The sequence below is a fragment of the Spiroplasma kunkelii CR2-3x genome, from assembly GCF_001274875.1.
GTDB classification, from domain to species: Bacteria; Bacillota_I; Bacilli_A; order Mycoplasmatales; family Mycoplasmataceae; genus Spiroplasma; species Spiroplasma kunkelii.
Map to the genome: position 1 here is coordinate 908,707 of NZ_CP010899.1, position 25,696 is coordinate 934,402.

Genomic DNA, 25,696 nt, shown 5'->3' on the forward strand with positions numbered 1-25,696 from the left:
AATAATCATTTCTTCCTTGCTTGGAAAAATAAAAAAAACAATAGTCAAAGTCATTCATTAATAATATGCTATTTTTAGCATATTTATATTTGCAATTTTTGTTAATAATTTTACAGTAAAAGATTTTTCAGTTTTATTAATTAGATTAATTGTATTTTCAGAATCACTAGGATTATTAATCGATAATACTTTTAGATTTGAATTTGTTTTACTGTTAAAAAAATTAATAATAGGTATAAAAATTGAAGTAATATAAGTTCCTTCTGACTTTTGTTCTAAAACACTAGCAACTTCAAGTACCTTATCAAAAGTCGCTTGGTTCACCTTAAAAACCAAACGATGATTCTCATAATATGCTTCTAATTTAAAATAATGTCAAAAATTCATTACAATATTTGCAAATTGCTTAAGCTGAAAATCAAAGACATTTTTTCTAATAAAACTTTAACTTCTTGTTCTAGATTTATGGAAGTCCGCAAATGTTTAAATGGTGAACCTTCAAGTATAAATTTTTCTACTATCATACTTCTAATTTTAATTTCAACATAAGAATCTTCGTACTCAGTTACTTTTTTTAGAATATATGTTTCTTTATAAAAATTTAACAAATTTTCTTGTGTTAATTTCATTGAGTCATATCCCTTGCCGGCTCATGCTAAAACAGAATCCTTTTTAAAGGAGATAGAATTTAAATTCATAAAAAAGTATTTCTATAATCGGATAAATTACTATCAAAAAATAAAATATTTTTTATTCTTTAAAGTCTCCATAACAATGGAACAAATTATCCTGCTGGGATGTCATTCATAACTATATTTTCTCACTCTAATTTGAAATTTTTAATCTTTTAAAACTTTATTAACAAACATAGTAAAATACTCCTCAATATTATCCTGAAGCTTACTTAAAACATCTAAATCATTAGTTATAACTACTAGTATAGAAACCACACACATTTTGTATTTTTGGTTTTTACAGTTTTGGAAAGTAAATTTTTTTTAATATTTTTAATTAAGAATTTGAAATTATGCAAACAAAGCAATATTTTATTTTGCGGTCATTAGTAATTAAATATGCAAAAGATATTATTATTATTATTAATAATACTGTAAATAAAATAGTAATTAATAATGTAAAAGAAAATGAATAAATTATCCGCGTAATTTATTAGCGGTAATTTATTTAATATTGTTTATTTTGAGCGTAGCGAACACGCAGAGCGTAACACGATATTTTTATAGAGAAGATATATTATGCCAACTTGATTAACGACAATATTTAGTGTTGTTATTATATTAGGGATTTTTTATTGAATTGGTTTATTAATTTATCAAAAAATTCGTCAAATTGAACGAAAGAAAAAAGAAAAAAAATAAATTGAAAGAAGTGAGGATAAAAAATAATATTAGGTATGTATTTAACAACAGCAGTTAATTTTTTAGCAAATACACCTAAAACTATGTCTGAGGGTATGAATGGTATTTGAACTGGATTAACTAGTGCATTATGAAAAGTTAAAGAAGGTATAACAAATATTTTACCTGAGATAATGGTTTTTTTAGGCAATGCGTGAATTATTTTAATTTTGTTTGCAATTTTTTTTGATTATTAAAGTATTAAACTTTTTTGTGTTATGGTTAAAGGATTTTAGTATTTATTATTTATCATATATTTTAACTGTGGCACACTAGTTTTTATATGTGATTTGATGTAAAAAATGAATTTATTAAATAGAAAAATAAACTTATTATATTTAATATTAAAGTTCTTAATAGTTATTTTCAGTGTGCCAATTTTTATTATTTTATTTATTTAACAATGTTTATTAAACAAATATTTAGTTAGGAGATTATATTATGGATATTAAATTTAAAACAACTAAGGAATATAAAAAATTAAAGAGAGATTTTATTAAAGATATTTTTTTATTAAGTTCAGTTACTTTTTTAGTTGTTTTAGTTGGCTCTGCTTTTTTAAGTTTTTTTATTTATTTGTTAATATTGAGTTGAAATGATAAAGATTTTTCACACTATTTGTACTTGCAATTATTATATATTTATGTGTCTGTAATTGTTTTTATGGGTATTATTTTTGCAATTATTATGTATATAAAATATATTTTTGAAATTAAGGTAGAATTTTATGTTGAAAAAGGAAAATTAAATCAATATTGACAAATTGAAGGAGTTGATAAAATTGAGTAATTTTGTTAAGAAAAATCAGAATATAGAAAATTATTTTATTAGTAAGGAATTTATCCCTTTTACAACAGATAAAGCAAGTTTTATTAATTTACCCAATCATAATCGCCATATTGGTTTTTGGTTGAGTAATAAGTTTATTTATCCGAGTGAAAAACATTCAGAGCAAGTAGCAATCGGTTTGATTTATGATAATTCTTATCCCCTATTATAAAGTATGATGAAAATTTAAAGAGAAATATTTGAAAATATTTAATTGGAACAGCCTTAATCAATTTATATAATCAATATAAACAATATTATTTTACTAAAATGAAATAAGCGTTATTTTCAAGTGAACCTAAAAAAGTAAAAGCAAATAATAACAATAATAATTTTACAAATTTAAGTATTTAAAAAGTGCAAGAATTAATTAATGATTTAGAAAGTTTAAATTAAATAAGTTTATATGATTATTTATTTCAATTTGTTAGTTATATTATTGGTGCAAATGCCCCTGAGTTTTTATATGTTATATCGTTTGTGTTATTTATTGTTTTGTTTTTTGGAATGTTTTTTAAACTTATTCAAAAAATGTGGAGTTTTTAAAAATGTAAAATGAATGAATTAAATTAAAAGAGTTTTTTATTCATATATTTTTGTTTATAGATAAAACAAATGTTGAAAGTATTACAATGTGGAATTTAACACAAAATGAATATTTAACTTTAATGGTTGGTATTTTAATTGTGATTTGGTTTTTTACTTGGTTTTTAATGTGAATGGTTTTTAAGATAGTTGGGTATTTTAAATAATGAAAAAGTTTATATTTTTCTTTAAAAACTATTGTTATATTAGTGGTTCAATGCTTTTGTTTAGTTTGGTTAATTTATTATTTTGGATAATTTCTTGGTATTGTGTTGGTTTAGTATTTTGAATATTATTTGCTTTATAATGTGTTTATTTTGTGTGATAATTGTGAAAAAATATTTTTTATCAGTTAAATCCTTTTCGTTTAGTTCAGTTTATTTGACATAATCCGTTATCAGTTATTATTGGAAAGTTAGGGACCGGTAAAACATTACTTTTAACTTATTTATCGCAAGTTATGAAATTATTCACATATGAAATTTATAGTAATTATCCGTTAGAAGATGATAAAGTTAAAGTTTTAACATTTAAAAATTTAGATTTTACCGATCGAACAAAACCAGTCCCACCCGATGATAGTGTTATTTTATTTGGTGAAAGTTATTTGTATATTGATGGAACTAGTCCTCATGATGAGAAAAAAGTTCATAGTGGTAAAATACCGTGAATTGTTTTAGCAAGACATTTCGGTAATCCTGCGTTGTTTACTGCTCAGCGTGAGGGTATGATTTAAAATAATATTCGCCAGTTAGCAAGTGGCATTATTATTCCAATTTCATTGAAAAAACCAGTTATTAAGAAAGGTTTTAATTTTTTTAACCGTTTCTTTATTATGCGAATTGGTATTTTCCAAGATATTACCGATTATGAAATTTGAAAAACAAAATCAGTAGAACGAACAGCACAAGATACAAAGTTAAAGAAATAGGTTTATTATACAGATGGACGCTAAATATTTTGTACCAAGTAAATTTTCAGTTAATAAAAAGTATTATGTTTATGATTTTATTGATGAAAAAACAAGATTAGCATTAGGATATGTTTATAATAAATTAAGTATTGATAATGCTATTGCCGCTGTTAAAAAATCAATTAGTGATTTTAAAAATATATTTGGTGTTTAAATAACACGAATTAGAACTGATAACAGTTCTGAATTTATTAATAATTATCGGAATAATTAAAAAATTAGTGTTAAAAAAACTAATTTTACTTAATTTTTAGCAGATAAAAATGTTTTCCATCAAACAACACCGGTTCGTTCTCCGCAGTAAAACAATAAGTTAAATGCAGTTAGTTTACAGAATAAATTAAATGATTATTATTATTTTTATAATTTTGAAAGAGTGCATAAGTCTTTAAATTTTCATACACCATTTAACTTTTTGAATAGTTTAATTAAATAATTTTAAATTATTAAGTTTTTGTATTTAAACTAATTTTTAGTTTGTTTAATTTTATATTTTTTATTTATTTATTTTATGATATTTTTATAATTATAAATAAATATTTTTATTATTTTGTTATTTTCTTGTAATCTTTAAAATGTCTGTGGTATAACACACAATCCTTTAAATATCACTTCATAATCAATATTAACTTGCACTGTAATTCCAAATACCTCTTGTGAAGTATCTTTTAATAACCTCCCGATGTTAATTGGAAGAAGGTGGCATATTGATGAAACGGTTATTAACCATTTTTATTGCTTTTGTATTAGGCAGTGGTAATGTGTTTGGGGTGACTAGTTGTACCGCGCGAGGAAAGCATGAACGTGATGATAAAGATGAATTAGATCATAATCAAGATCTTGGTATTTTAAATGATATAAAAGAGGAAGTAAATCAAACTTTTGCAGCGTGCTGAGATACAAAGGCAACAATTGATATTAATGATTATACTGATGAAATACCATTTGTTGCAGAGTTAGTTGATGAGTTAAAAAAAGAGAATGATGGTTTGACATTGACGGATGAAAGAATTAGTAAATATTGTTTTTTAACATAGTTGCTTACTGGTTTTAAAGTAGAGTTTGCTAATTTGAATCAAAGTTTACGAGATCGCTATTCAAATTATTATGTTGATACAATGCCGTTTTTTTATATGAGCATAATATTTTATTTACTTTGTATAATATTAATTTTGATAACTACTTATTATTTATTATAATATTGAATAAAAAAGCACATTTATACCCTTAACAAATTATTTGCAAGATAAATTCTATCTTGCAAATAAAAGAGATTAAGAAATCATATTATTAAAATGTAATGCTATTTTCATATAAAAAATGTTTATCCTAACATTATAATTTAATAATAAACAATAACAATTATTATTTATCTTTTGGTTAAGAAAAACATTATCAATTATTTTTAAAACAATATTTAATTTCGGTTAAACCAACGACCAAGTAATGCATCACAGTTTCGTTTACGACGACGAGCAATTAATCATGGAATTGAAATTACTAGTGTTAAAATAATTAAGAAAATAATAAAAATTACTAAACAAATACGATTTGTTTTTTTCTTTAAAGCTGCTAATTCTTCTGGATGAACAATTTCATATCCATAATAACCAATAATATTTGCTTTTCTTTTTTTTGTTAAAACAATATTAGCAATATGAACACCTAATGTTACAATTAAAATAATAATTGTAATTGTAATGGCTGCTGTTAAATCATCAACAATGCCTCAACTTCAAAAACCAAACCGAAACTCTTCACCTGAATGTTGTTGAAAACCATATAAAATTCCTAAAATAATTCCACCAAAGAAATAAGTCGGAAATGCTAATCAATTTAAAACAATACTACGAATAATCATTTTTTTATAATTATCAATTAAGAAATGCGGAATAGTATGATTACCCCGTATTAAATTAAAAAGATAACTATTTGTTTCAATTCGAACTCGTGATAAATCAAAAATACCAGCAAACAATAATCCTAGAGAAATTAACAAAAAAGTAATTGTCAAAAATGGATGAGGAATATATTTCGCTTTAATTCCCATAATTGTTTCTAATTCTTGTTGATGAGAAATAAAATATAATGCAATAAATAAACTTGTCAGCATTGTGCCAAGAAAACCAATAATAATCATAATTAAGGTACGAACTTTTTCCGAACGAATCTCACGAGCAATTTCTAAAGGAATTAAACGGTTAGCATATTCCTTATTAAAACGACGACAACGTTGTTTTTCTGATAACTGTGGTTGATAAGCATAACGATTATTTTCCCTACTGTTTGTTAAAGCTGGTGGGTCAAATTGCGCTGATGGAGTAAAATGACCTTTTTGATAATACGATGGTGGCGCTGGCATTGAATTTGTCATCATTTGATTATTATCAAAATATTGTGCTGAATTTGCACCACGATAGGCACCTTTGCTATCATAAGCTAATTCTGAAAGATTAAATTGTTCATTAACTTGTGATTGATGATACGGTGATGCAACACGTGATTGATAAGGAGGACTATATTGATTTGCATGCATATTATCATCGTTAACATAACCATCACGGTAGTTCTGATATCCCATAAATTCAGCATTGTAATATCGCCCTTGATTTTGTTGTCCTGACCAATATTGATCATAATTAGAACTTGTTACATGCTGCTGAATTCTGCGTGGCAAAATTTGTTGATGAACTAGACGCGAATAATTTTGCGCCGCATCATGATTATAATATGGTTCAACATAACCAGGTGACATTTGTGAGGCATTTACATTCATTACCTCACGGTCTTCTTCAGGATACTGGCGGTCATTATTATTAGCATAATAATTATATTGGTTACTTAAGTTCATTCGTGCTGGACGAATTGTATTATTATTTTGATATAACATTTCCATATTATTTAATTGGTTTTTTTTATATACTTCATTTGGACGAAAGTATTGATTTGACGAAAGATGATTTTTAGGCATTCCATTTGTTGGATAGAGTTGATTTTTATTAAAATCAACATTATTTTGGTTTCTTAATTCAGGATTAAAATTATCACCAAAACGATTTGCTGATTGCATTGGTGGTTGCTCGTGTTGTTTATCTTTCACCATAAACGATTTAACCTTATTAAAAAAACCCATGCTTTGTTTCACCTGCCCTAAATGTGAATAACATTGTATTAACATTGTATTAAAAAAGAAACTGCTAGTTTTTATCACCCATTTTTTTAGCTAGCATAATTTCTTGTTCAAAATACTCAATGTTTTCCTTAAAACTAGTTTCTTGTTTTAATTTTACAATATTTGTTCAATTACTACTGCTTTTTTTACTTCGAAATAAAGAAAAAGTAATAATAAAATAAACAAATAATAATAGCGCTGCAAATCCTAGTAGAAAACCAATTAACCCGATTACTGGAATATCTAAATCTAAGATTGTTATGCTTGTTGTCAAGAAGCCCTCCATATAAACACCACACTATCTATAAGTATTATACTATACTTTTTAAAATTTATGCAAAAAATATATTATTTTTATCCTAAACCCTTTTCTAATGTCTCTAATAATTTAGTTTTTACTTCATTTTGTGTTTGATAAGTTAATTTTAATGATAAGTAAAGTGCTCTTGTTTAATTTGATCATAAATCATTCCAATTGTTGTTGTTAATTTAGTAATCTTTGCATCGTTATTAATATAATTAATAATACTATCATCAATCCATTTTGTTTTTTCAATTTCTAATCAATTTAAATTTGTTTTTGAAGATTGGTCATTATTAATTCAACAAGAATCAAGTTGCTTATTATCTCATTGTTTAGTTACATTATTATAAATACAAGTTGTTGAATAGATATTTAGATAAAGCTTCTATATATTCATCACCATATATTTGAGATTGTGCTGTATAAATTCCAACAACTTTTATTTTCGTTTTATTATATTTAATTCGGTCAATTGTATCTTGGGTTTGTGGTCCTACAACAGGAAAAATAATATTTGCTTTTTTAGTAATTAAATAATCAGAAATCACTTTTCCTTCTCCTTGATTAAATGATTGTGAAAACCATGACTCATTGTCATTTAATACTTCTTGAACTTTTCTTATTGGTAATAAATTATTAATTTTGGGGTTTATGTTTTTAATTATTGCTAAAATATCTGTCATTAATTTATGTAAATTAGGATATCTAACATCGTTCTTAATAATTTCATTAAACACATCCGCTGATAATAAAAATCCTCATAAATAATTTGAAACACCAACTGGATTATCCATTCCTCCATAAGTTACAATATTTAACTGTTGTTGAAATTCTGTTTGATGCAAATTAAGTCATATTGCTGTAACAAAACCCGCTAAAAAACCAGTAATTTCTTTTTTAAATAAAATTACGACAATATTATCAGCTAACAGACCATATCGGTCCATATTTTTATGAACATTCTGACCACTACTATCAATAAAAATAACATTATCCACTAAGTTTTCTGCTCAACCAATGGTATTGGCATAAGTAAAATTAGTGTCTTTGCCCCAGCAATACTAGCTGTAATATAAGCTGCTTTAAATTCACCCGGTGTAATACCATTTGGTTCAAAATAGTTATCTCGCAATGGACTTTCTTGTCATTGTATCATTGATGAAACTTGGGTAAATTGTGACACGATATATTTGATTGTTCCTTATCACGCTGATTGAATATAAGATTTATCATTAATTGACCCACCAATAGTAATTACCCAAATATCATACATATATTGGTATTTTTTAACACAAAATGTTAAAAAAATAACAGAAGTAGTGCTAATTTGTAGTGCCATTAAAATCTTAATTATTTTTTTTCATTATAATCTCCTTTAACCATAATTTAAAAAATACTAAAAATATTCTTTTATTAAAAACAACAATTATTTTATTTAAGTTTTTTTCTTGTTATTTGTTTCAGAATTAATATTTGATTTAACACTACTAATAAAATTTTCGCGTAATAATAGATTAACTTTCGGAACTAATAAACGTAAATGATTACGATATTCAGCTAAAATTAGGTCTGAAGTATAATAAAATATTAACAATAAAAGTAAAACAATTATGGCACAAATTGTTGAAATAATTGTTGTAATATTATCAATTTGAATCGCAAAATTATCACGGGGAATATATTGTTGACCATAAACATATTCTTTAAATATACCAACCTTTTTATCACGCATCACATCATCAACAAATTTAATAATTAATTCTAATCCAAATCATAATAATTGAAATTGTGCTACAATCGGTTTATTTGTTGGTGAACGATATTTTCATTCACACGTCATTGCAAACAAAATATTAAAACACATAGCAAAAGCTAATCCATTAATAACTTGCAATGCTAAGTAAGCTTCTGACGAATGATTAAATGCAGTAATACTAAAGAAAATAAATCATAGTAATAACCCTAACCCAAAGCAATATTTAACACCAATTTTATTATACAGTAAATGACAAGCTAAATAAGCACCAAAAAATTGTGGAATTAGGAATAATTGCTCATTTAAACGCACAAATTGGTTGACTTTTCAAACATCATGGTATTTTTCTCATGTGCGTTGGCCTAACAATCAAAGATAAATATTTGATTGAGACACTTCTTTTAAAATAATAATTAAAATTACCATAAAAAAGATAATTAATACTTTTCCCCATTTAAATGGTTCAAACATTTTTTGCTGTTCAATCGTAAATGATGTTGATGTAAATTCTTTATGTGAAAATAAAGCATATAAAATTGTTGCACCCGCAATAGCAATTATTGCACCAATTCCAATAATTCCTATTTGCAACTGATTAGTTAAATTACTTCCTACTGTAATAACAATATTATTAAACTCACTACCAAAAATAAGCGCAAATGTCATTAATGGTGCTACTAAACTAATTGTTTTAAATGGAAAAAACTTACAACCATATTCTTCATTATTATATGATAAAAAATAACTAGCTTTTGTAATAATTCCAAAACCAAGAAAAAATGCCGCGATAATTAATGTTGGTGCAGAAGGATAAATAATTAAAATAAAAATTCCAAGCATTGATATTCCAAACATTGTATATTGAAAAAAATGTCAACCAATACGAAAAAAAACCTTATGTAAAAATATATAAGGAATCATCGCTAAAAAAGCATAAAGAGAAAGGGAAATTGCTACAATAATGGCAATTCCCTCCATATTATTAATTGATGCGGCAAAGAATAAATCGCGGAAATCAAAATTATCACCAATAATTGATGATAATGCAAATCAATATAAAAACGTTTGAATAAAGAATGCCTTCTGACTAGTATGTTTAATTTTAATGTTTTTTATTAAAATTAATATGTAAAGAACAAATAACAATAATAACATTAATGGATTAAATAAAAAAACATCTCAATTATTTTGTAACACACCTGCACCCTCTTTCTGTTTTATAAATTATAACATAACCTAAATAATTACATTTGTTCAATAACATTAACCCCTAATAAATTAAAGGCATTTGATAAAACTTGATAAATTACTTTAATAAATACTAAACGCTGTTTTGTTAATTCTAAGTTATCTAAATTAATAACTTTTGATTCATTATAATATGAATGGAATTGCCACGCAATATTTTGCACATAATCACAGACAAGATGTGGTTGACGTAATTTTGCTGCTCCTTCAATGCAACGATTAAATAAATCAATTTCATTTAAAAGGTCTAATTCTTTTTGTGACGTTAATAATTCAAAGGTTTTAACATCCGTAATATTAATTTTGCTTATTTTGGCTTGTTTTAGCACGCTATTACAACGCGCTGTTGCATATTGTGCATAATAAACAGGGTTTTTTGAAGAATGCTCTTTTAAAATACCAATATCTAAGTCCATATGACTTTGAGCACTTTTTGAAGCTAACATATAACGAATCGGGTCAACTCCAATTTCTTCAATTAAGTCAATTAATCAAACTGCTGTCCCTTTTCGTTTACTCATTTTATATTCATCACCGTCTTTAATTAAACGTACCATTTGAATCATATCAATATCTAAAATGTCTTTTTTATACCCTAATAACTGTAACCCCGCTAACATTCTTACAATATAACCGTGATGATCACCACCTCAAAAATTAACCAATTTATCTGCTTTGCTTCGCATTAAACGTTCATTATGTGATGCTAAATCAGGAGTAATATAAGTTAAATGACCATTTGATTTAACTAGAACACGATCTTTATCATCACCAAAGTCGGTTGTTTTTAATCATAGTGCACCATCTTGTTCATAAGTTTTTCCCAATTTGGCATATTTGGCTAATGTTGCATCAATTTTTCCTCCCTCGTACATTGCAGCTTCAGAAGAATAATATTTAATATCAACTCGAAATAATTTTAATTGCTTTTTAATAATATCTAAAAATAAATCAACTGATTTTTTACGAAAAATTTCATGTACCTTTGGATCAATAATTTTATAATCCTTATCAAAAGTTAAATTAATAAATTTATCTTGATAATTGTCAACAAAATATTGTGCAACATCAACATACATATCACCACGATATGCATCAGAAGGTAATTCGGTTTTTTTACCCAATAAATTTAAATAACTAACAAAAACGGTCACTGCTAAAATATTTATTTGATTACCAGCATCATTAACATAATATTCAGTTTGAACATGATAACCAGCTGCTCGCAAAATGCGAGCAACACTATCAGCAATGGCACCATTCCGAGCATGACCAATATGTAAAAATCCCGTTGGATTAGCTGAAACAATTTCTAAATTATAAGTAAAATTCTTTGGAGCTGAATATCCATATTTTTCTTCTCGTTTTAAAACCTCATTAATAACTTGATATAACTGATCATCAGCTAAGGTAAAATTAATAAATCCCACACCAGCAATTTCAATTTTTTTAAAATATGATTTATTATTTTTTTCAATAAAAGCAATAACTTCTTCAGCAATTTTATTTGGTGCCTTTTTTAATTTTTTTGCTAGTAACAAAGCCAAATTGGTTGATAAATGACCAAATCCTTCTTGACGTGGTTTTTCAACCATCACTGGTGTTGTTAAATTATTTGCCTTTAAGTACTCTTCTAACAGATTTTCAATTAATTTAACATTCGTATTCATAATTGTAGTTCCTTTCTTCTTTTATTTATATATATTTTACATAGTTTTTATAATTACTTATCTTTTTTTCTAATTTTACAATAATAAAATCCATCAGTATTATTTTCATAACCAAAAATTTGTTCTGTTGCAATAATTTTTAAATCCGGATGTTTTACTAAAAAATTGCGGATTTGAACAGTATTTTCATATCCACAAAAAGTACAAGTAGAATAAACCAAAATTCCACCTGGTTTTAACAATTGATAAGCTTTATCTAATAATTGTTCTTGAATCTCAACTAAATTTGCTAATTCTTGATTAGTAAAAGTATGATATTTAATTTCTGGTTTTCGTTTAATTACCCCTAAACCACTGCAGGGGGCATCACAAAGAATTTTATCATATTGAATTTCAGGATTAATTTTTCTAGCATCTAATAAATGTGGATAAATATTCGTAATTCCTAATCAACTAGCATTCATTTTAATTAAGTTAATCTTCTTTTCACTAATATCATATGCATCAATAATCCCTTTGTTGTTCATGATTTGACTTAAATGTGTTGTTTTACCACCCGGTGCACTGCACATATCTAACACGCGATCAGTTTCTTGCGGATTTAATACTTCTGCAATGCGCATACTCATTTCATCTTGAATAAAAATTAAACCTTTTTTAAACATTTCTGAATTAACAACTGGTTTATCGGCAATGACACCTACAGAAGATACTAAACTTTTTGTTAAATTATAATTTGAATATTGAGCTAATAATTCATCTCGACTAATTTTTAGGGTATTAATGCGAAATGAAAGTTTTGGAATTGTTAAACTATCAACCATTACTTGCTGAGCAATATCTTCACTATATTCATTACGAAGAATTAAATATAATGATGATGGAAAGCTATATTTAATACTTAATTTTTTTGTTTCATCAGCAATATTAATTTCAAAAATATCATCTTTACTAACAAAAATCTTTTTTAACGTAGCATTAATAAAACCAGCATACTTTGGATTTAGATTTTTACTAATATTAACAGCTTCATTAACAATTGCATAATTAGGGATACGATCTAAAAAACGAAATTGATAAATACTCATTCATAATAAAACTTGTAATTTTTGATTAGTTTTTTTGGATTCAATAAATTGATTAGCAATATATTCTAAATACAATTTATTTTTTAAAGTACCATAAACAATTCGATAAATTAAAGTTTTATCTTGGTCAGTAAAATCATCATTTTGTTCTACAATATTTGATAATAAATGATTACTAAACTTGTTTTTTGCAAAAATTTTTCATAAGATATTTCATGCTATTTCTCTTGCTTGCATTTTTTAATCCTTTAAACTTACGAACGATTAACAATTTCTTGTTCTAAAATTGTTTTAATTTCTGCAACTGCTTGTTCTACAGTGTTATTTACCACAACATAATTATAATTACTTTGCAATGGAAGTTCATCAGCCGCTTTTGCTAATCGTGCTTGTAATACTTCTTCGGGTTCACTTTTTCGGCCTCGAATTCGTTTTTCTAATTCCTCTAAACTTGGTGGAATTAAAAAAATTGAAACTGCATCACTTACTTTCTGTAACACTTGTGTTGCACCTTGTACTTCAATTTCTAATAAAACATTTTTTCCATTATTAATTTGTTCAATACAATATGATTTTGGCGTACCATAATAATTATCGACAAATTCAGCATATTCTAATAATTCATTATTTTTAATTGCAGCTTCAAATGTTAGTCGGTCAACAAAAAAATAATTTACCCCTTCAACTTCATCCTGCCTTTTTGTTCTTGTTGTCATTGAAATTGAATAAGCCAAATTCAACTCCTCATATTTAAAAAGTTCTTGGCATATTGTCCCTTTCCCGACTCCTGATGGGCCAGAAAAAATAATTAAAAAGCCCTCTTTCTGCACACTAACGTTCTCCTTTTTCTAATCTTAATATATATAAATACTTTTTTTTATATGTTTTACAACGTAACATAACTAAATTAAATTGATCAAATGACAACATTTGATTTGATTCACAAACTATTATTCCATAGTTATTAATAATATTGTTATTCAATATTATAGTAATAATATCATAATAATAATCAATTTGCTTAAAAGGTGGGTCTAAAAATAAAATATCAATTAATACTTTATGTTGTATCATTCAATTTAATAAAACTTTATAATCATAATTTAATACTTTTGCATTATTTATTTTTAAGTTATTTAAATTAGTTTCAATAATTTTGGAGGCACCTTGGTGTGAATCATTAAAATAACATTGTTGTAACCCACGTGATAACCCTTCAATTCCTAATTGACCACTTCCAGCAAAAATATCTAATCCAATTTTATTTTCATAAATAAAATAATTATCTAAAATATTAAATGTATCTTCTTTAACACGTGCCGTCATTGGCCGGGTATTTATTCCATCTAATGTTTTAATTTGATAACCCTTATATTTTCCACTAATTACGCGCATCTTCTTAACCCTTTTCTTTTCTTTTTTTTATTATACTAAAACTTTAGAATTTTCTTTAATAATTGCTAAATATGTTATAATTTTTTAAGAGGTGATTTTTAGTGTTTCAAAATGAAATACCAACTAAAGACTGACTAGTATTTGATAATACACCGTCAATTCGACAACCATCAATTGATGTCTCTTTAACATTAGCACCTGAAAATGAACTTGTAATGCAAAAATTAATTGATTTTGTAAGATATTCCCAAGATCCGCAAAAAAATAGTGGTCATACAATTATACCAGCTGTTGGTTTAGCTGCTCCTCAAATTGGACATAATATTAAAATGTATTATATTAGAATTGAAGAGACAGATAAAGAAACAGGAGATAAAAAAATAATTGAACATGCAATGATTAATCCTAAAATTATTGGAAAAAGTGAACAAATAGCTTGTATAAAAGAAGGCGAAGGTTGTTTAAGCGTTAATGGTGATAAAGAAGGTTTTGTCCCTCGTAGTTTTCGAATTATTATTAAAGGTTATGATTATTTAAAACAACAACAAATAACAATTACTGCCCGTAGTTATGAAGCAATTGTTTTTCAACATGAACAAGCACATTTAGAAGGTAAATTATATTATGATTTAATTAATAAAACCGAACCTTGAATGAAAAAAAGTGATTGAATTATTTTATAAAAAATAAAAACTGGTAATACCAGTTTTTATTTAGTTTTAAATACTAATTATATTTTCTTATTTTAATTCTTATGATAAAATCCCATCAGAGGTTATTTTTAATGCTACAAAATGAAGTACCAACTCATGACTGATTAGTATTGGATGACACTCCATCAATTCAGCAACCATTAATTGATGTGTCTGTATCCTTAACACCCGAAAATAAACTTGTAATGCAAAAATTAATTGATTTTGTAAGATATTCGCATACTCCCCCCCCAAAAAAAAATAATGCCAATAAGATTAAACCAGCTGTTGGTTTAGCCTCTCCTCAAATTTGACATAATCTTAAAATGTATTATATTCGAATTGAAGAGACAGATGACGAAACAGGAGATAAAAAAAATAATTGAACATGCAATGATTAATCCTAAAATTATCGGAAAAAGTGAACAAATAGCTTGTATAGAAGAAGGCGAAGGTTGTTTAGGCGTTAATGGTGATAAAGAAGGTTTTGTTCCCCGTAGTTTTGAGATTATTGTTGAAAGTTATGATTATTCAAAACAATAACAAGTAACAATTACTGCCTGTAGTTATGAAGCAATTGTTTTTCAACATGAACAAGCAAATTTAGAAGGTAAATTATATTATGATTTAATTAATAAAAACGAACCTTAAATGAAAAAAAGTGATTAAATTTAGTGATTGAATTATTGTATAAAAATAATATTTAACTTTTTTAAAACAAAATTTTTTTGGTAATCTTACTAATCTTTATGTTATAATTTATTGGATACTAGTAAATTAATTTTTTTCTTTTTAATAATATCCAATTTAATAAAGAAAAAACTATGCGTTAATTTTAGAATTATGAGGTGATAATTTCAATGAATGAAGAAAAGAAAGAAACAAGTAAAAACAAAACAATAGTTACAAAACCAACTAATATAGTAGCAAAACAACCAATCCAAAATGTTGTTAAAAATAAAATTCCAACAAAAGTGTTTGCTTTAGGTGGATTAGAAGAAGTTGGAAAAAATACATATTGTATCGAGCATGATGAAGAGTTAATTATGCTTGATGCAGGAGTTAAATTTCCAAGTTCAACAATGCTTGGAGTTGATGCTGTTATTCCGAATTATAATTATTTAAAAGAAAACCAACGAAAAATAAAAGCATTATTTATTACACACGGCCATGAAGATCATATTGGTGGAATTCCCTATTTATTACGGGAAGTTAATATTCCAATTATTTATGCACCACGATTAGCAGCTGCTTTAATTCGTGATCGTCTAAAAGAAGCAAAATTGGAACAAACAACAATTGTTAAAGAAGTTGATAATATGAGTGTTATTAAAACAAAAAACTTTAAAATTAATTTTTTTGCTGTTAACCATAGTATTCCTGATGCCTTTGGAATTTCAATAGTTACTCCAAACGGAAAAGTTGTTTCAACTGGTGATTATAAATTTGACTGAACACCATTAGGACATCGTGCTGATATTGAACGAATGGCAAATATGGGGCAAGAAGGTGTTATGTTATTAATGGCTGATAGTACCAATGCTGAAGTTGAGGGTTACACTCAAACTGAAACAAAAATTATTAAAAATATTGGTGAATTATTTATTAAAGCTAAGGGGCGAATTTTAATTTCAACTTTTGCTTCAAATGTTCATCGAATTCAACATATTGTTGAAATTGCAAATAAATATGGACGAAAAATTTTAGTGTTTGGTCGCAGTTTAGATCGCATTATTAAAATTATTCGTCAAATGGGACATTTAAAAATTTCTGATAAGGCATTTATTAAAGCTAATGATGCTAAAAACTATAAATATAATGAGATATTAATTATTTGTACTGGAAGCCAAGGTGAACCAATGGCAGCATTATCCCGAATTGCAAATAATCAACATCAACATATTTCTATTATTCCTGGTGATACTGTTATTTTTTCATCATCACCAATTCCCGGCAATCAAGCTGATGTTGAACGAGTTATTAATAAACTAGTTCGTGCTGGTGCTATTGTGCAAGAAAATAGTCATTTAAATCAAATCCATACGTCTGGTCATGCTTCACAAGAAGAACAAAAATTATTATTTACCCTATTGAAGCCAAAATACTTTATGCCCATGCATGGTGACTATCGTATGCTTCGCCAACATGGTGAAACAGCAATTAGTGTCAATGTCCCAAAAGATAATGTCTTTATTTGTGCTAATGGTGATCAAATTGAACTATTAAATGGAACAGCAGCAATTGGTAAAAGAATTGAAGCTGAAGCTGTTTATGTTGATGGAAAAGATTTATCAGGTCAAACAACCGCTGTTGTTCGTGACCGTGAAATTTTATCAAAAGATGGGTTAATTGCTGTTGTTATTTCAATTGATTCGCAAAATAATCAATTACTAACACCACCACGCATTATTTCAAGAGGAAGTTTCTATGTTAAAGAATCTGGAAATATTATTAATGAATCAATTCGTTTAGCAACCGAAGCAGTTAATGAAGTTTTAAAAACCCAAAAACCAACTTTTGGCGCTCTTAAAAATGCTATTAAGCAATCATTATCTCCTTTCATTTACCGTTATAAACGTCGTAATCCATTGATTATTCCAGTAATTTTAAATAAAAAATAAAAGAATATGTAAAAATATTCTTTTATTTTTTAATATATTATGAAAATCATTTTTAATTCACCTAATAAATTTTTCTTTTCCTTTATTTACAATTTACAAATATAACATATAATTTAATATTAAGAGAGGAACCAATATATTATGACTAATGAACAAATTGAATTATTATGAAATACCTTGAAAAAACAAAATAATAGTGTTAATCTTCCCCTTACCACTTTTCTTGGTTATAACAAAAAAACTGACATTGGAACAGTTTTAGCATTATTTGATGCAAATGGTTATCCAGTTATCACATTAAATGAAATTGGATTTATTGCTTTTGATCACACTGTTTTTTATGCCCTTCCCTTGGCGGGGGTCAAATTTCTCATAGCATTTCTAAAATTGAACATCAAATGCCAATTGACCAAGCAAGAGAATTAAAAATTGGTCATCCAAATTTTGAATATGATCCAATTGTTCGTGTTGTTTAATTTCCAACTGCAACAATTGAATTATGTGGTGGAACCCATGTTAATAACTTAAAAGAAATTAATTTTTTTGAAATTTGAGATTGTTGAGTTGATAAAAAGAAAGTTCGAATACAATTTTCAACAAATAAAGAAGTAACAGAAAGTTATTTTGCTAATTGAATTAACCAAAAAAAGATAATTTATACCAAAACCAACACAATACCAAGAAATTATCCAAAATAATAAATTAACCAAACTAAACAAAAGCATTGAACCACTAATATAACAATAGTTTTTAAAGAAAAATATAAACTTTTTCATTATTTAAAATACCCAACTATCTTAAAAACCATTCACATTAAAAACCAAGTAAAAGACCAAATCACAATTCAAATACCAACCATTAAAGTTAAATATTCATTTTGTGTTAAATTCCACATTGTAATACTTTCAACATTCATTTTATCTATAAACAAAAATATATGAATAAAAAACTCTTTTAATTTAATTCAATCATTTTGCATATTTAAAAACTCCACATTTTTTGAATAAGTTTAAAAAACATTCCAAAAAACAAAACAATAAATAACACAAACTATATAAGATATAAAAACTCAGGAGCATTTGAACCAATAATATAACTAACAAATTGAACTCAATAATCATATAAACTCATTTAATTTAAATCTTCCAAATCTTTAATTAATTGTTGCTCTTTTTCAACAGTTCAATTTATTAAATTATTATTGTTATTATTTGCTTTTACTTTTTTAGGTTCACTTGAAAATAACGCTTCTTTCATTTTAGTAAAATAATTTTGTTTATATTGATTATATAAATTGATTAATTCTGTTCCAGTTAAATATTTTCAAATATTTCGCTTTAAATTTTCATCATACTTTATAATAGGATAAGAATTATCATAAATCAAACCAATTGCTACTTGCTCTGAATGTTTTTCACTCGGATAAATAAACTTATTACTCAACCAAAAACCAATATGGCGATTATGATTGGGTAAATTAATAAAACTTGCTTTATCTGTTGTAAAAGGGATAAATTCCTTACTAATAAAATAATTTTCTATATTCTGATTTTTCTTAATATAATTACTCAATTTTATCAACTCCTTCAATTTGTCAATATTGAATTAATTTTTCTTTTTCAACATCAAAATCCACCTTAATTTCAAAAATATATTTTATATGCATAATAATCATAAAAATAAATGATATAAAAGCAAATACAGACATAATAATTTCAAAGAATGGAAAATCTTTACCATAACTTAATATTGAAAGATAAATAAATAAACTTAAAATAAATAAATTAATAATATGTCCAAAAAACAAATCAAATTTAATCAAAAAATATCTTTAATAAAATCTCTCTTTATTTTTTTATATTCCTTAGTTGTTTTAAATTTCATATCCATAATATAATCTCCTAACTAAATATTTGTTGTAAATTAACAGCTCACAACTTAACTAAAAAAATTAAACACTTATTTAGAAAACATTTACAGCTTAATAAACAATGTTATAAATAATGTTCGTATAATGTTTATTTATTGTAATAAACACTGATTATTAACAATGTTATAAAAAATGTTAATATATTGTTTATTTAATGTTTAATAAACACTGTTAATAAACATTGTTAAATATATAAAATAATAAAAATTGGCACACTGAAAATAACTATTAAGAACTTTAATAGTAAATATAATAAGTTCATTTTTCTATTTAATAAATTCATTTTTTACATCAAATCACATATAAAAACTAGTGTGCCACAGTTAAAATATATGATAAATAATAAATACTAAACTCCTTTAACCATAATACGGAAAAAATTTAATATTTTTATAATACAAAATATAGCAAACGGAATTAAAATAATTCACGCATCGCCTAAAAAAACCATTATCTCAGGTAAAATATTTGTTACACCATCTTTAAATTTTCATAATGCACTAGTTAATCCAGTTCAAATACCAGTCATACCCTCAGTCATAGTTTTAGGTGTAGGTGCTGTTGTTATTAAAAAATTAACCGCCGTTGTTAAATACATACCTAACATTATTTTTTATCCTCCTTTCTTTCAATTTCTTTTTTATCTTTTTTATTTCGTTCAATTTGACGAATTTTTTGATAAATTCCTAAACCAATATAAAGAAAAATCCCCAATACAATAAGAACACTAAATATTGTCGTTAATCAAATTGGCATAATATAACTCCCTTCTAAAAAATTAAAAAATTGAAATTTGCAAACTCGCTCCGCTCGTTGTCGCTTCGCTCCATTAAAAAACATTATTGAATAAATTATTCCGCGTAATTTATTAGCGGAATAATTTATTCTTTTACTTTTTAATTTCAATATCTTTTGCAATCTTATTAACAGTATTAATAACATTATCTTTACCATACTTTTTCACTAGCGACCGCAAAATAAAATATTGCTTTGTTTGCATAATTTCAACTCCTTAATTAAAAATATTAAAAAAATTTACTTTCCAAAACTGTAAAAACCAAAAATACAAAATGTGTGTGGTTTCTACACATTTATAATTAAATTGATATTTTTAACACTATATACTGTTTACAAATTTTAAAATAGAAATATTTTTTACAACATTATTTATATTAATTCTTACTAAAAAAATATTTTTCATAATAGACTCAATATTATGAATAATAAACAATATAAATTTATCAACCATAGAAAATATAGTTAATCTTATATATATAATAGGAATTTTTATTATTCCAATATTAACAATAGTAATAAAGTTTATTAAAAAATAAATTTGTAAACAGTATATAGTGTAAAAATAAACAATAAAATTATTTAATCAAATCACATATAAAAACTAGTGTTACACAGTTAAAATACATGATAAATAATAAATACTAAAATCCTTTAACCATAACACAGAAAAAGTTTAATACTTTAATAATTAAAAAAATTGCAAACGGAATTAAAATAATTCACGCATTGCCTAAAAAAACCATTATCTCAGGTAAAATATTTGTTATACCTTCTTTAACTTTTCATAATGCACTAGTTAATCCAGTTCAAATACCATTCATACCCTCAGACATAGTTTTAGGTGTATTTGCTAAAAAATTAACTGCTGTTGTTAAATACATACCTAACATTATTTTTATCCTCCTTTCTTTCAATTTATTTTTTTTCTTTTTTCTTTCCTCGAATTTGTTTAATTTTTTGATAAATTAATAAACCAATTCAAGCAAAAATCCCTAATATAATAACAACACTAAATATTGTCGTTAATCAAGTTGGCATAATATATCTTCTCTATAAAAATATCGTGTTACGCTCTGCGTGTTTGCTACGCTCAAAATAAACAATATTAAATAAATTACCGCTAATAAATTACGCGGATAATTTATTCATTTTCTTTTACATTATTAATTAATATTTTATTTACAGTATTAATAACATTATCTTTACCATACTTTTTCACTAGCGACTGCAAAATAAAATAATATTTTCTTTCCATTAAAAAATCAACTCAGAAAGAAGTTGATTTGTTGCACTTCAATTACAAAATGCATAATTAGTATCTTTTATTAAAATTATTTATATATTTAATTCTTTCCATAATATTTAATATTAATTATTTTGTTATATATAAAAATAATTATAAATGGTAAATAAATCAAAAAGTGTATTAATTTAATTAAAATAACTCTCAAAATAAATAAGATAGTATTTTATAAATTATGAAAAAATCTGTTAAAAATAAAAAAGAGAAAGGAAACAAGTGAAATAAAAAAAATATTTAGTTTATTAGCACCCATTATTTTTGGTTTTGGAACTATGTCTAAAATCATTGCCACTAGTTCATTATTAGACCAGCAAAGAGAACCATTAATAATAGAGGGACAATCAAATTTAGATTTATATATAAAAACAATGATAATAAAGGTGATATTGTTTTTAATGATTGAGATTTAAAAAAAGATGGATGACAATTGTGACATACATTTAATATTCACTTAATTAACCCTATAAATTACAAATAATTATGTTTTTAGATCAAGAAAGTGATTTTTTTCAAAAATTAGCTGAGGAAATATTGAATATTACGGTGATAAGTTAAATAAATATAATAATTTTTATAGTAATAATGAAACTTGCAAAAAAATGATTAATGCTAAGATTGTTGACGTCATTAGATTATATAATGATTAATAATAATATTACTATAAATAAATCTCTAAAGAATCTTTTTTATAAAATCATTCATTGTCTTAGAATATAACTAATTAAATATATATATGCATAAGTTTGTTTCAAAAAAATAAAAAGCATTAAAATGCTTTTTTAAAATTAATTATGCTAAAAATTTTGGTGCAGCAAGAATTAAAATCGCAACAATGCAATTATAACCGGCATGCGGAATTATGGTATATGTAACATTCCCATTAACAATAAGAAATAGCATTCCTAGTGTTAATGATGCTCCAATATATCCAATAAAATGTTCTCAATCACCGGTTCCAGAGACATGCATGCCAGCAAAGAAAATTGTTGATGCAACAAATCCAAGTCATTTGTTACCACTTAAACTAAAAATTCCGTGTCTAGTTGCTAATTCTTCAATAACTGGAGCAATTAAAATTGTATAGATAAATAAGAAAGCGATATTTCATCATTTATCTAGTCCTTTAATTAAATTATTTTGATTGTTTGAAGTTGTTGCTGTTATTAATAATTGTAAATAAACAAAAAATAAATGAATTGAAAAAACAGCAATAATACTAATTGAGCAAACAACAAAAAGACGTTTGCAATCTTGTTTTAAAGTTAATTTAATTTTTTCAAAAATTAATGGTGATGACCGATAAAAAATAAAAATTGTCACCAATCCCGAAATTATTAATGTTAATAAATTAATTGTTGTTTGAATACTATAAGATGGGTGAAACTGATTTACAATGGTTCCAATTACTAAACCAATAATATTTGGAATAAAATAAAAATAATAAAAGTAAATAGCACCTGACCGCATAATTTCACTTTGTGCACCACTAATAACAAAATATGAACCAACTGCAACAATAATCCAACTAATAAAGTTCATCCCTGCTAAAGCATATTCATTATGTTTAAACATATATGAAATTAGAATATTAATAAAAAAGGGAGCAAAAATAGCTGTTCCTAAAAAAATATAACCAGTATTTTTAAGTTTAACTAAATTAAAATCAAAGGGAGCAGCACAATCAACTAATGTTGGTTTTAACTCATATCATGTTCTTTTAGAATTATTATAAACATTATCATTATTAGTCATTTTTATTACTCCTTTAAATCCTACTTTTCATTATATAATAAATTTGTAAATTGTAAATGCCAACCGATAAAAAGTTAACTATTAATTTAGTTAACTTTTTAAAGTTAATTATATGAGGTTGAAATTATGAAAATAAAGCAATATTTTATTTTGCGGTCTCTAGTGAAAAAGTATGGTAAAGATAATGTTATTAATACTGTTAATAAGATTGCAAAAGATATTGAAATTAAAAAGTAAAAGAATAAATTATTCCGCTAATAAATTACGCGGAATAATTTATTCAATAATGTTTTTTAATGGAGCGAAGCGACAACGAGCGGAGCGAGTTTGCAAATTTCAATTTTTTAATTTTTAGAAAGAAGATTTAATATGTTATTTTTAGATGAAAATTGAATTATTTTTTTTCCATTAGAAGGGAGTTATATTATGCCAACTTGATTAACGACAATATTTAGTGTTGTTATTATATTAGGGATTTTTGCTTGAATTGGTTTATCAATTTATCAAAAAATTCGTCAAATTGAACGAAATAAAAAAGATAAAAAAGAAATTGAAAGAAAGGATGATAAAAAATAATGTTAGGTATGTATTTAACAACAGCAGTTAATTTTTTAACAAATACACCTAAAACTATGACTGAGGGTATGGCTGGTATTTGAACTGGTTTAACTAGTACATTATGAAAAGTTAAAGAAGGTATAACAAATATTTTACCTGAGATAATGGTTTTTTTAGGCGATGCGTGAATTATTTTAATTCCGTTTGCAATTTTTTTAATTATTAAAGTATTAAACTTTTTCCGTCTTATGGTTAAAGGATTTTAGTATTTATTATTTATCATGTATTTTAACTGTGTAACACTAGTTTTTATATGTGATTTGATTAAATAATTTTATTGTTTATTTTTACACTATATACTGTTTACAAATTTATTTTTTAATAAACTTTATTACTATCGTTAATATTGGAATAATAAAAATTCCTATTATATATATAAGCTTAACTATATTTTCTATGGTTGATAAATTTATATTGTTTATTATTCATAATATTGAATCTATTATGAAAAATATTTTTTTAGTAGGAATTAATATAAATAATGTTGTAAAAAATATTTCTATTTTAAAATTTGTAAACAGTATATAATGTAAAAATATCAATTTAATTATAAATGATTAATTTTATATTTTAATAACTATTGTTAAAAATTAAATAGTATTTTTCAGTGTGCCAATTTTTATTATTTTATGTATTTAACAATGTTTATTAACAGTGTTTATTAAACATTAAATAAACAATATATTAACATTATTCATAACATTGTTTATTAAACAAATAATTTAGTTAGGAGTTGATAAAATTGAGTAATTTTGTTAATAAAAATCAGAATGTAGAAAATTATTTTATTAGTAAGGAATTTATCCCTTTTACAACAGATAAAGCAAGTTTTATTAATTTACCCAATCATAATCGCCATATTGGTTTTTGGTTGAGTAATAAGTTTATTTATTCGAGTGAAAAACATTCAGAGTTGAAAATAATAATAGTAATTGAGACAAGATTTTTAGTTTTGTTTTTGATATATTTTTGTTTATTTTTGATGTAATTTGAAATACAAAATTACTGATGACAAATACATCGATTGCTTATTTTTTTAGTCTTTTTTATGGTTATTAAGCTATCTATTTATGCAATTCACGGCACATAAACACAATATAATAATTTAGGTTAAACAGTACAAACGGGGGTGTCAAATATTTATTATTCAACAGTTCACGGTGTTTCTGATACTAAACAAGGTATGCAAAAACATATTAAAGAGCGTAAACAATTTAAAATTAATCGTAATAAAAAACAATTATCAAGTTTAGCAAAACAAGCAAAAACAAGAGAACAAGCGTATAGGAGAGTGCATAAATAATGATTAAATTAGTTTTATTGGTGGCGGCAATCGCTATATTTGGAACTGGTTTTATTACTGTTATTATTAATCAATTTACATCAGCAAAAAATATTATTATGGATTTATATAATTCTGATACTTGGTTGATTTGATTATTTGGCAGAATGGCAGTTTTGTTTAGTCATCCGTTAATGTTAACAATATCGAGTTTATATATTGTTGGGTTTATTGTTTCAAAAACATTGTATAGTTAGGAGTTAAGT

General features: G+C 24.9%; 34 protein-coding genes and 6 pseudogenes. 20 read left to right on the forward strand and 20 right to left on the reverse strand.

What is annotated here, in order from left to right; translation table 4 throughout:
- Positions 1–57: 57 nt before the first annotated feature.
- Both SKUN_RS04965 and SKUN_RS04970 read right to left on the reverse strand, forming a co-directional pair.
- The gene (locus SKUN_RS04965; RefSeq protein ID WP_053391106.1) at positions 58–387 is read right to left on the reverse strand and encodes a hypothetical protein; all 330 of its coding nucleotides are present in this window, start codon (positions 385–387) and stop codon (positions 58–60) included.
- The gene (locus SKUN_RS04970; protein ID WP_053391107.1) at positions 387–629 is read right to left on the reverse strand and encodes a hypothetical protein; all 243 of its coding nucleotides are present in this window, start codon (positions 627–629) and stop codon (positions 387–389) included. The genes SKUN_RS04965 and SKUN_RS04970 overlap by 1 nt, the downstream gene beginning before the upstream one ends.
- Before the next feature lie 398 nt (positions 630–1,027).
- On the opposite strand from SKUN_RS04970, the gene SKUN_RS11365 reads away from it, so the two are divergent.
- The 9 genes and pseudogenes from SKUN_RS11365 to SKUN_RS05000 all read left to right on the forward strand — a co-directional run bounded on the left by SKUN_RS11365 (position 1,028) and on the right by SKUN_RS05000 (position 4,838).
- The gene (locus SKUN_RS11365; protein ID WP_268794805.1) at positions 1,028–1,150 is read left to right on the forward strand and encodes a hypothetical protein; all 123 of its coding nucleotides are present in this window, start codon (positions 1,028–1,030) and stop codon (positions 1,148–1,150) included.
- 103 nt (positions 1,151–1,253) lie between these two features.
- Positions 1,254–1,376, forward strand: a complete 123-nt coding sequence (locus SKUN_RS08460; protein ID WP_083436105.1) for a hypothetical protein — start codon at positions 1,254–1,256, stop codon at positions 1,374–1,376.
- A 35-nt stretch (positions 1,377–1,411) separates the two neighbouring features.
- Positions 1,412–1,612, forward strand: coding sequence for a hypothetical protein (locus SKUN_RS04975; RefSeq protein ID WP_235510962.1), 201 nt, complete (start codon positions 1,412–1,414; stop codon positions 1,610–1,612).
- Between the two features lie 244 nt (positions 1,613–1,856).
- The gene (locus SKUN_RS04980; RefSeq protein ID WP_053391109.1) at positions 1,857–2,204 is read left to right on the forward strand and encodes a hypothetical protein; all 348 of its coding nucleotides are present in this window, start codon (positions 1,857–1,859) and stop codon (positions 2,202–2,204) included.
- Positions 2,197–2,597, forward strand: a pseudogene (locus tag SKUN_RS04985) (DUF3627 domain-containing protein). Before SKUN_RS04980 ends, SKUN_RS04985 begins: the two are co-directional and overlap by 8 nt.
- 209 nt (positions 2,598–2,806) lie before the next feature.
- On the forward strand, positions 2,807–2,995 hold the full coding sequence (locus SKUN_RS04990; protein ID WP_083436106.1) for a DUF2649 family protein: 189 nt from the start codon (positions 2,807–2,809) through the stop codon (positions 2,993–2,995).
- A pseudogene (locus SKUN_RS11795) lies at positions 2,995–3,753 on the forward strand (hypothetical protein); the annotation flags it as partial. The gene SKUN_RS04990 and the pseudogene SKUN_RS11795, both read left to right, overlap by 1 nt.
- A gap of 19 nt (positions 3,754–3,772) precedes the next feature.
- Positions 3,773–3,955, forward strand: coding sequence for a hypothetical protein (locus SKUN_RS10735; RefSeq protein WP_235510966.1), 183 nt, complete (start codon positions 3,773–3,775; stop codon positions 3,953–3,955).
- Positions 3,956–4,511: 556 nt separating this feature from the next.
- The gene (locus SKUN_RS05000; RefSeq protein WP_053391110.1) at positions 4,512–4,838 is read left to right on the forward strand and encodes a hypothetical protein; all 327 of its coding nucleotides are present in this window, start codon (positions 4,512–4,514) and stop codon (positions 4,836–4,838) included.
- Between the two features lie 380 nt (positions 4,839–5,218).
- On the opposite strand, the gene SKUN_RS05005 is transcribed toward SKUN_RS05000, so the two are convergent.
- From SKUN_RS05005 to rsmD, 10 genes and pseudogenes are all read right to left on the reverse strand, one after another.
- Positions 5,219–6,904, reverse strand: coding sequence for an MSC_0882 family membrane protein (locus tag SKUN_RS05005; protein ID WP_235510967.1), 1,686 nt, complete (start codon positions 6,902–6,904; stop codon positions 5,219–5,221).
- Between the two features lie 94 nt (positions 6,905–6,998).
- A complete protein-coding gene (locus SKUN_RS05010) occupies positions 6,999–7,259 on the reverse strand; it encodes a hypothetical protein (RefSeq protein WP_053391112.1) in 261 nt (86 codons plus the stop codon).
- A gap of 362 nt (positions 7,260–7,621) precedes the next feature.
- On the reverse strand, positions 7,622–8,275 hold the full coding sequence (locus SKUN_RS10740; protein ID WP_235510968.1) for a type 1 periplasmic-binding domain-containing protein: 654 nt from the start codon (positions 8,273–8,275) through the stop codon (positions 7,622–7,624).
- Positions 8,275–8,460 carry a hypothetical protein gene (locus tag SKUN_RS10745; protein ID WP_235510969.1) on the reverse strand — a complete coding sequence of 62 codons (186 nt, stop codon included), beginning with the start codon at positions 8,458–8,460 and terminating at the stop codon, positions 8,275–8,277. Before SKUN_RS10745 ends, SKUN_RS10740 begins: the two co-directional genes overlap by 1 nt.
- 18 nt (positions 8,461–8,478) lie before the next feature.
- Positions 8,479–8,616 (reverse strand): hypothetical protein, encoded by a 138-nt coding sequence (locus tag SKUN_RS10750; protein ID WP_235510970.1) that lies wholly within the window; start codon positions 8,614–8,616, stop codon positions 8,479–8,481.
- A 96-nt stretch (positions 8,617–8,712) separates the two neighbouring features.
- A complete protein-coding gene (locus SKUN_RS05020; protein ID WP_083436108.1) occupies positions 8,713–10,230 on the reverse strand; it encodes an MFS transporter in 1,518 nt (505 codons plus the stop codon).
- 47 nt (positions 10,231–10,277) lie between these two features.
- On the reverse strand, positions 10,278–11,951 hold the full coding sequence (gene argS, locus SKUN_RS05025; protein WP_053391113.1) for an arginine--tRNA ligase: 1,674 nt from the start codon (positions 11,949–11,951) through the stop codon (positions 10,278–10,280).
- Between the two features lie 53 nt (positions 11,952–12,004).
- Positions 12,005–13,276, reverse strand: coding sequence for a 16S rRNA (cytosine(967)-C(5))-methyltransferase RsmB (gene rsmB / locus SKUN_RS05030; protein ID WP_053391114.1), 1,272 nt, complete (start codon positions 13,274–13,276; stop codon positions 12,005–12,007).
- 17 nt (positions 13,277–13,293) lie between these two features.
- On the reverse strand, positions 13,294–13,869 hold the full coding sequence (gene gmk / locus SKUN_RS05035) for a guanylate kinase (RefSeq protein WP_053391115.1): 576 nt from the start codon (positions 13,867–13,869) through the stop codon (positions 13,294–13,296).
- 1 nt (position 13,870) lies between these two features.
- Positions 13,871–14,440, reverse strand: a pseudogene (rsmD, locus tag SKUN_RS05040) (16S rRNA (guanine(966)-N(2))-methyltransferase RsmD); the annotation flags it as partial.
- A 95-nt stretch (positions 14,441–14,535) separates the two neighbouring features.
- On the opposite strand from rsmD, the gene def reads away from it, so the two are divergent.
- The 6 genes and pseudogenes from def (at position 14,536) to SKUN_RS10770 (ending at position 18,445) form a co-directional block, all read left to right on the forward strand.
- Positions 14,536–15,117, forward strand: coding sequence for a peptide deformylase (gene def, locus SKUN_RS05045; RefSeq protein WP_053391117.1), 582 nt, complete (start codon positions 14,536–14,538; stop codon positions 15,115–15,117).
- A 101-nt stretch (positions 15,118–15,218) separates the two neighbouring features.
- Positions 15,219–15,527, forward strand: coding sequence for a hypothetical protein (locus SKUN_RS10755; protein ID WP_235510971.1), 309 nt, complete (start codon positions 15,219–15,221; stop codon positions 15,525–15,527).
- Positions 15,481–15,777: pseudogene (locus SKUN_RS10760) on the forward strand (peptide deformylase). The gene SKUN_RS10755 and the pseudogene SKUN_RS10760 overlap by 47 nt, the downstream one beginning before the upstream one ends.
- Positions 15,778–15,986: 209 nt before the next feature.
- Complete coding sequence (rnjA, locus tag SKUN_RS05055) at positions 15,987–17,747, forward strand: ribonuclease J1 (RefSeq protein WP_053391118.1); 1,761 nt, start codon at positions 15,987–15,989, stop codon at positions 17,745–17,747.
- 141 nt (positions 17,748–17,888) lie between these two features.
- Positions 17,889–18,173, forward strand: a complete 285-nt coding sequence (locus SKUN_RS10765; RefSeq protein ID WP_053391119.1) for a hypothetical protein — start codon at positions 17,889–17,891, stop codon at positions 18,171–18,173.
- Positions 18,174–18,244: 71 nt separating this feature from the next.
- Positions 18,245–18,445 (forward strand): hypothetical protein, encoded by a 201-nt coding sequence (locus SKUN_RS10770; protein WP_235511381.1) that lies wholly within the window; start codon positions 18,245–18,247, stop codon positions 18,443–18,445.
- 77 nt (positions 18,446–18,522) lie between these two features.
- Here the strand turns inward: SKUN_RS10770 and SKUN_RS05065 are convergent, their stop codons facing one another.
- From SKUN_RS05065 to SKUN_RS05095, 8 genes are all read right to left on the reverse strand, one after another.
- Positions 18,523–18,726, reverse strand: coding sequence for a DUF2649 family protein (locus SKUN_RS05065; RefSeq protein WP_053391120.1), 204 nt, complete (start codon positions 18,724–18,726; stop codon positions 18,523–18,525).
- A gap of 152 nt (positions 18,727–18,878) precedes the next feature.
- Complete coding sequence (locus tag SKUN_RS05070; protein WP_083436093.1) at positions 18,879–19,319, reverse strand: DUF3627 domain-containing protein; 441 nt, start codon at positions 19,317–19,319, stop codon at positions 18,879–18,881.
- On the reverse strand, positions 19,312–19,569 hold the full coding sequence (locus SKUN_RS05075; protein ID WP_053391121.1) for a hypothetical protein: 258 nt from the start codon (positions 19,567–19,569) through the stop codon (positions 19,312–19,314). The genes SKUN_RS05070 and SKUN_RS05075 overlap by 8 nt, the downstream gene beginning before the upstream one ends.
- A 457-nt stretch (positions 19,570–20,026) precedes the next feature.
- Entirely contained in the window at positions 20,027–20,284 is a 258-nt protein-coding gene (locus SKUN_RS05080) for a hypothetical protein (protein WP_053391122.1), read from the reverse strand.
- Positions 20,284–20,517: a hypothetical protein gene (locus SKUN_RS10775; protein WP_053390782.1), complete on the reverse strand. Its 234-nt coding sequence runs from the start codon at positions 20,515–20,517 to the stop codon at positions 20,284–20,286. Before SKUN_RS10775 ends, SKUN_RS05080 begins: the two co-directional genes overlap by 1 nt.
- A gap of 599 nt (positions 20,518–21,116) precedes the next feature.
- On the reverse strand, positions 21,117–21,365 hold the full coding sequence (locus tag SKUN_RS05090; RefSeq protein ID WP_053391124.1) for a hypothetical protein: 249 nt from the start codon (positions 21,363–21,365) through the stop codon (positions 21,117–21,119).
- Between the two features lie 25 nt (positions 21,366–21,390).
- The gene (locus tag SKUN_RS08475; RefSeq protein ID WP_083436109.1) at positions 21,391–21,513 is read right to left on the reverse strand and encodes a hypothetical protein; all 123 of its coding nucleotides are present in this window, start codon (positions 21,511–21,513) and stop codon (positions 21,391–21,393) included.
- A 1,054-nt stretch (positions 21,514–22,567) separates the two neighbouring features.
- Positions 22,568–23,530, reverse strand: a complete 963-nt coding sequence (locus SKUN_RS05095) for a CPBP family intramembrane glutamic endopeptidase (RefSeq protein ID WP_053391125.1) — start codon at positions 23,528–23,530, stop codon at positions 22,568–22,570.
- A gap of 369 nt (positions 23,531–23,899) precedes the next feature.
- On the opposite strand from SKUN_RS05095, the gene SKUN_RS05100 reads away from it, so the two are divergent.
- The 5 genes and pseudogenes from SKUN_RS05100 to SKUN_RS05120 all read left to right on the forward strand — a co-directional run bounded on the left by SKUN_RS05100 (position 23,900) and on the right by SKUN_RS05120 (position 25,687).
- A complete protein-coding gene (locus SKUN_RS05100) occupies positions 23,900–24,106 on the forward strand; it encodes a hypothetical protein (RefSeq protein WP_053391126.1) in 207 nt (68 codons plus the stop codon).
- Positions 24,106–24,354, forward strand: a complete 249-nt coding sequence (locus tag SKUN_RS05105) for a hypothetical protein (RefSeq protein WP_053391127.1) — start codon at positions 24,106–24,108, stop codon at positions 24,352–24,354. The genes SKUN_RS05100 and SKUN_RS05105 overlap by 1 nt, the downstream gene beginning before the upstream one ends.
- Positions 24,355–24,890: 536 nt before the next feature.
- A pseudogene (locus SKUN_RS05110) lies at positions 24,891–25,061 on the forward strand (DUF3627 domain-containing protein); the annotation flags it as partial.
- Positions 25,037–25,451, forward strand: a pseudogene (locus tag SKUN_RS05115) (hypothetical protein). The pseudogenes SKUN_RS05110 and SKUN_RS05115, both read left to right, overlap by 25 nt.
- Complete coding sequence (locus SKUN_RS05120; RefSeq protein ID WP_015967964.1) at positions 25,451–25,687, forward strand: hypothetical protein; 237 nt, start codon at positions 25,451–25,453, stop codon at positions 25,685–25,687. The pseudogene SKUN_RS05115 and the gene SKUN_RS05120 overlap by 1 nt, the downstream one beginning before the upstream one ends.
- Positions 25,688–25,696 lie beyond the last annotated feature (9 nt).